The sequence below is a fragment of the Thermococcus alcaliphilus genome (genome assembly GCF_024054535.1).
In the GTDB taxonomy this organism is placed as follows: Archaea; Methanobacteriota_B; Thermococci; order Thermococcales; family Thermococcaceae; genus Thermococcus_A; species Thermococcus_A alcaliphilus.
Genome location: NZ_JAMXLV010000008.1, coordinates 24,194 through 30,406 on the forward strand (window position 1 = coordinate 24,194; position 6,213 = coordinate 30,406).

Below are 6,213 nucleotides of genomic sequence, written 5' to 3' on the forward strand. Positions count from 1 at the left end.
AAGAACATCAGAGAAGCGCCAGAGCCGCCATGATCTTTGCGTCTTCCACCATGTTGTCTATTTTTGCATATTCGTTTGGTTGATGGGCGGTCTCGTCAAGTGTGGCCCATACAACCGCCGGAATTCCAAGCCTTCTGAAGTATGCTGCAAAAGTTCCTCCTCCGATTCCCCCGATTTTGGGCTCCTTTCCTCTAAACTCCTTTATGGCCTTTTGCAAGAGCTTAACAATCTCGCTGTCCTTTGGAGTCGGAGCTGGGGCATCTAGCCTCTGCAACACCTCTATCTCAATCTTCGGCAGAACTTCACCATTAATCTCCTTCTTGTATTTCTCTCTAACTTTCTCAGCAAGCTCTTGAGCATCGTTTAGGATGTCATCCAAGTTATATTGGGGCAACACCCTGCAATCGAAGACAACTTCATGCTCACCTGGAGCTATGTTGGGAGCATCGCTTGGATTTTCCCCCATAGTTGGTTCGAAAGTGCTTTCTGGAGGATCAAAGAGTTCATCCCTTGCATTGTACTTCTCATGGAGAAGGTCATCAAGGGCTTTTGCATAATCAATAGCAACTCTGTGGGCATTCAACCCCAATCCCGGCATGCTCGCGTGGACTTGCTTTCCTTTAACCTTGATTTTCATCCAAAGAATGCTCTTCTCTGCAATCTCTATAAATGTTCCTTCTTCATTCCCACCATCTGGAACTAGTACTAGGTCGTTTTTTCTAAATAGTTCTGGGTGTTCTTTCATCAGCCATTCCAAACCATACTTACTCCCAGTTTCCTCATCGCTCACAAAGGCGAGAATTACAGTCCTCTTGGGCCTTATCCCAAGGTTCATTAAGGCTCTAACGGCATAAAGCGAGGCAACCAAGCTTTGACCATTATCCTCACTGCCCCTGCCGTAAACCTTCCCATCCTTTACAACTGGCTCGAAAGGCTTCGTCACAGTCCACTTGCTCAAATCCCCTGGGGGAACAACGTCTAAATGAGTTAAAATCCAGAGCCTTGGGCTTTTCTCGCCTTGTTCACCATAGTAGTATGCCAGAATGTTTGGCCTTACCCCATTTTTGGCCCTCTCATCCGGAGCATTGTAAACCTCGACCTTATCAAAAGGCCAGTCCTTGATTATCTCCAAGAGTTTTTGAGCCTTATCATACTCCCCCTCACCACCACTATCAGGACTAACCGCCGGGACTTTAATTAACTCAACCAAAGTATCAACCATATTTTCTCTTAGAGATTCAATCTCCTTAAAAATAACCTCCACATCCATTTGCATCACCATTTTTGATTTTTAGTCTCTCCTTAAAGTAATTTTGGTTCAAAAACAATAAGTTAAAAAAGAAAGAAGGTCATTCAACTTCTTTCTTTCCTGTGAGGTAGAGCCACACTGCTATAAGTGCAAGGAAAGCTACTCCAAGGAAGTTACTGCTGAAGCCTATTGATGGTGCTTTGTTTGCAACTATCAGGCCAGCAAAGACTATGCCCATCAAGGCCTCTCCAGCTATCAGTCCAGCCGCTCCAAGTACCCCGGCATCTGTTGGCTTTTCCTCAGCCTTTGCCCCCCTTGCCTTTCCTACAAGCCATCTAAGGAGACCTCCAATGAAGATAGGAACGCCCAAGCTCAACGGGAGGTAGATACCTACTGCCACAGGCATTACCGGTGTTCTAAACTTGGAATTCCTCATGGCCAAAATTTCGTCAAGGATTATTAGGGCTATGGCAATTCCTGCACCGATAAAGACCATGTTCCATTCCAGTGTTCCAGTAAATACACCCTCTGTAACTTTTGCCATAAGAAATGCCTGTGGGGCAGCCAATGCATTCTCCTTAGCCGTTGGTGTTCCGGCAATACCGTAGGCTTTTATGAGTAGGTTCAATACAGGAGCCATTACTAAGGCCGCTGCAAAAGTTCCTATTACCTCAAAGACCTGCTGCCTCTTTGGAGTGGCTCCAACAATGTGTCCCGTTGCCAAATCTTGCATTGTGTCTCCCGCAATAGCCGCCGCTGTACAGATAACAGCCGCTACTAATATCGTTGCTGTCATGCCCTCTATTCCACTAAGTCCAAGGCCTTTAAGAACCAATGCTGTGAAAAGCAAGCTCATGATTGTAATACCCGACACTGGATTGTTTGATGAACCAACAACACCAGCCAAGTAACCAGCAATTGAACTTCCAAAGAAGCCCACGATAAGCATTATTACTGCCATAACTGCTGCTATACCAATGGAGTTGATTATGTGAGCATATAATAGGAACAATGGAACAACAAAGGCTGCAATAAGCATCAATACTGTGGTCATTGGCATGTCCTCTTCAGTTCTTAGGATTATTTCACCACTTTGCTTCCTCTTGGTAGCCTCAAGTCCAGCTTTTATACCTCTTGAAATTGGGCCTCTAAGCTTTACAAGGCTCCAGAGACCACCGACAACCATTGCTCCAACTCCCATGTACCTTATTTTTGTACTCCAGGTAATCCACGCAAGGTCTAGAGCGCTGAGTCCATCCGGATTGCCTGTTTTGGCAACGTAGATTGGTATTGCTATAAACCACGCGATTGCACCACCGAGGAACACGAGAAAGGCTATGTTAAGACCAACAATATAACCAACGCTAAGTAGAGCCGCTGAAAGGTCACTCCCTAAGTAAAGTACCCTTGAACCAACCATCTTGGCTGTCTCAATTGTACCTGCCCAAAGACCTGAGCTCCCCAAGAGCTTGTAGAGACCACCAAAGATGCCACCCACAAATATAGGTTTTGCGTGAGAACCACCTTTATCACCAGCAATAAGAACCTCAGCACATGCTGTACCCTCTGGGTATGGGAGCCTCTCTTCAACAATGAAAGCCCTTCTTATCACTATTGTGAAAAGGGCACCCAGTGAACCACCCAATGCCGCTATGATAGTTACCAGCCAGTATGGAAACTCTGTGTAAGTACCTAAAACCACCAAAGCCGGGAATGTGAATATAACACCTGCTGCTAATGACTCACCTGCAGATGCCGCTGTTTGAACCATATTGTTTTCGAGAATGTTTTTGTCTTTAAATGCCATCAATATAGCCATAGATATGACCGCAGCCGGAATGCTGGCACTAACTGTCATACCGGCATACATACCAAGGTATGCGTTTGCAGCACCCATTATTATTGAGAGCACCACACCTAAAATAAACGCTTTAACAGTATATTCAGGCAAAGACTTTTCCGGTGGGACATATGGCTTAAAAATACTTTCGGTTCTATGAAATAAAATTAATGTTAAATTTAGTTACAATATTGTCTCAAAAATAGTATAGATGGAGTTTTCAGTTCATTAATGTTCAGTGTATGAAAATTTGTTCATCAAATTTCTATCGGGATTATCCATAGAGCTTATATACACATTTACTCCTACTATTAATATCGCTAAAAAGCGGAGGGAGGGAAATTGGTAGAGATAATCTTTTTGGGAAGTGGTGGCGGAAGATTCATCACAATAACACAGTTCCGACCTACCGGCGGGTTCTTTATAAATTCGAGTAAAAGGATATACATAGACCCAGGACCTGGAGCGTTGGTTAGAGCATGGAGGTACAAGATAGATCCAAGGAAGATAGACGTACTTTTTGTTTCTCATCGACATACAGACCACTGTAACGATGCCGAAATTATGGTGGAGGGGATGACAGTCGGGGTTACAAAAAAACGGGGCACACTTATAGCCTCAAAGAGCGTAGTTTATGGAGACGAGAATCACACTCCCGCAGTATCTAAATATCATCTAGATTCACTAGAAGAAGTTCATATCCCTAATCCAGGGGAGAGAATCCAGCTTGGAGAAGATGAAATGACAATAACTCCCACTGTACATTCAGATCCCACTGCAATAGGATTTATATTAAAAACACGTCTTGGGAAAATAGGGTACATTCCAGACACGGAGTATTTTGAAGAGCTGAAAAAAATATATGATGGTGTTAGGCTATTGATAGCCTCGGTAACAAGACCAACAAATATGAAGATTCCCTATCATCTCTGCACTGAAGATGTAATCTACATGCTGAAAGATATGAAACAAAAACCAGAAATGCTCATAATGAGTCATATAGGCATGAAAATGCATTTTGCAAACCCATATAAAGAGGCCAAGTTCATAGAAAACGTTACAGGAGTAAAGACTTTGGTCGCAAAAGAGGGATTCAAGGTCAAAATGGAAAAAACAGATATAAAATTAAGAACTCTTAGACCTGCTAGAGAACTCTGAGACTAATCTAGTAACCAAGTTGTATGCCAAACTGAACAGCTCTTCCCTTCTTTTTTCTGTGATTCCTTCCACAACGACCCTTATTTTTGGTTCAGTTCCACTTGGCCTTACCAATACCCAAGAACCATCCTTGAGGTTTAACCTTATACCAGAAATTGTTATGACTTCTTCAATTTGGTCTTTCAAGTACTCTTGCAATTGCTCTTTTGCCTTCTCAACAACTTGATATTTTATCTCCTCTGGGCACTTCACGTTCTTTTTAACTATGTAGTATTTTGGAATGTCCTTAACTATCTCCGAGAGCGGTTTCCCTTCTTGATCTATTATTTTTACCAACAGCCCAATTGTGACAAAGCTGTCAATCCACAGTCCAAACTTTGGATGGATGAACTTCCATGGTTCTGAGGCAAAGATCGCATTGTATTTCTTTATTCCATCATGAAGCTGCCCCAATGGGACTCTGTATATTTTTCCACCCTCTTCTTCGACAACCTTATCGATTCTGAAGGAAGTATTTATTGAAACTACAACGTTTCCTCCTTTATGTTCTCTGGCATAAAGCCTCGCAAAAAGTGCTATCAAAGTGTCTTCCTCTACATAATTGCCTTTTTCATCAAATACTGCAATTCTATCGGCGTCCCCATCTTGAGCAATCGCAAGATCAAATCCCAGTTCCCTTACAAGGTTACTTAAATATGCTATATTTTCATACCTAGGCTCAGATTTTCTACCCGGAAAGTATCCATCTGGGTGAGAATTCAACGTCACAACTTTTGCTCCCATCTTTCTCAATAAATAGGGAGTTATTAAACTACCAGCACCATTTCCCATATCCAAGAGAATTTTCAACTTGGTCTCGTGATTTACATAATCCAATATTTCATTAATATACTGCTCTCTTAGGTCTAAGTCTTTTACATCCCCAATTTTATCCCACGGAGCAACTTTGTAGCTTTTGGAGAAAATTATTTTTTCCAGTTCCTCCTCTTGCTCCAAAAAGAATTCTATTCCTCTCTCATTGAACACCTTGATGCCATTATCACTGGGTGGATTGTGAGAGGCCGTTATCATCACACCAGCATTTCCGAGCTTATTTGTAGCCCATGCAAGCATTGGAGTTGGAACAAGCCCAATCCTAACAACATCCACACCACTACTCAGCAAGCCACTTACAACTGCACTTTCGAGCATTACACTTGAAGTTCTTGCATCTCTTCCTACAACAACCGTGCCATGATCAATATAAGTACCAAGAGCCTTCCCAACATTTAAAGCGAGCTCTGGAGTAACTTTTGAATTAATAGGCCCCCTAATTCCCGCAGTCCCAAACAGTCTCATTGTATCACCACACAAATCTTAGGGGTTAGCTTATATATCTTTTTCATAGGGTCTCCAAGTGTAAATAGGCAATCCCTTATAATTCTCAAGCTTCAAAATTCTAGGCATGGAATCTAGAGAAAATGGTAAGATATACACCGGAATTTTGAGTAATTGAGCCAGTTTTAAAATTGGTTTAACAATCTCTGGAGTTGGACGAACGGAATATATAGCAACAGCACCTCTGTATATTTCCAAATTTGGTGAAAAGACATCATCGACATAAGCTTCCAAGCCAAGTTCTTTAGCCTTTTTAACTGCTTCTGGATTCCAATCTACAACTAAAACCTCTTTCCCAAGGTCTTTTAACTTTAGGGCTACTTTAAAGTTGAAGCCAACCCCTATTTCAACGAATTTTCCCTTTGGGTGTTTTTCAACTAGAAACATGGCAAGTTTCTCAAAGCTCATGAAAAATACAAGAAAAAGAGAAGTTAAAAAGTTTTTTCAAAATATTGCTTTTCCTGTGGTTTTGTCGAAGATGTGAATCTTCTTCATATCAAACACAACATCAACCTCCACACCCTCCCTAACCCTAGACTCCGACCTGAAGGAGCCGACAAAAGTCACACCACCAACACGCAAATGCACA

At 42.1% G+C, this 6,213-nt stretch carries 5 protein-coding genes and 1 pseudogene; 1 reads left to right on the forward strand and 5 read right to left on the reverse strand.

All coding sequences use genetic code 11. The features are described from left to right. Positions 1–7 precede the first annotated feature (7 nt). Together NF859_RS00325 and NF859_RS00330 are read right to left on the reverse strand one after the other, a co-directional pair. On the reverse strand, positions 8–1,270 hold the full coding sequence (locus NF859_RS00325) for a M20 family metallo-hydrolase (RefSeq protein ID WP_435371992.1): 1,263 nt from the start codon (positions 1,268–1,270) through the stop codon (positions 8–10). A 79-nt stretch (positions 1,271–1,349) separates the two neighbouring features. Then, positions 1,350–3,233 (reverse strand): OPT family oligopeptide transporter, encoded by a 1,884-nt coding sequence (locus tag NF859_RS00330; protein WP_252742513.1) that lies wholly within the window; start codon positions 3,231–3,233, stop codon positions 1,350–1,352. A gap of 198 nt (positions 3,234–3,431) precedes the next feature. Here NF859_RS00330 and NF859_RS00335 point away from each other — a divergent pair, with 198 nt between their 5' ends. Further along, the gene (locus NF859_RS00335; RefSeq protein ID WP_087036691.1) at positions 3,432–4,247 is read left to right on the forward strand and encodes an MBL fold metallo-hydrolase; all 816 of its coding nucleotides are present in this window, start codon (positions 3,432–3,434) and stop codon (positions 4,245–4,247) included. Here the strand turns inward: NF859_RS00335 and glmM are convergent. From glmM to NF859_RS00350, 3 genes and pseudogenes are all read right to left on the reverse strand, one after another. After that, positions 4,215–5,585, reverse strand: coding sequence for a phosphoglucosamine mutase (gene glmM, locus NF859_RS00340; protein WP_252742509.1), 1,371 nt, complete (start codon positions 5,583–5,585; stop codon positions 4,215–4,217). The genes NF859_RS00335 and glmM overlap by 33 nt on opposite strands. Before the next feature lie 30 nt (positions 5,586–5,615). Then, positions 5,616–6,032, reverse strand: a complete 417-nt coding sequence (locus NF859_RS00345; protein ID WP_252742510.1) for a UPF0146 family protein — start codon at positions 6,030–6,032, stop codon at positions 5,616–5,618. 36 nt (positions 6,033–6,068) lie between these two features. Beyond that, positions 6,069–6,213 (reverse strand): annotated as a pseudogene (locus NF859_RS00350) (glycerol-3-phosphate ABC transporter ATP-binding protein); the annotation flags it as partial.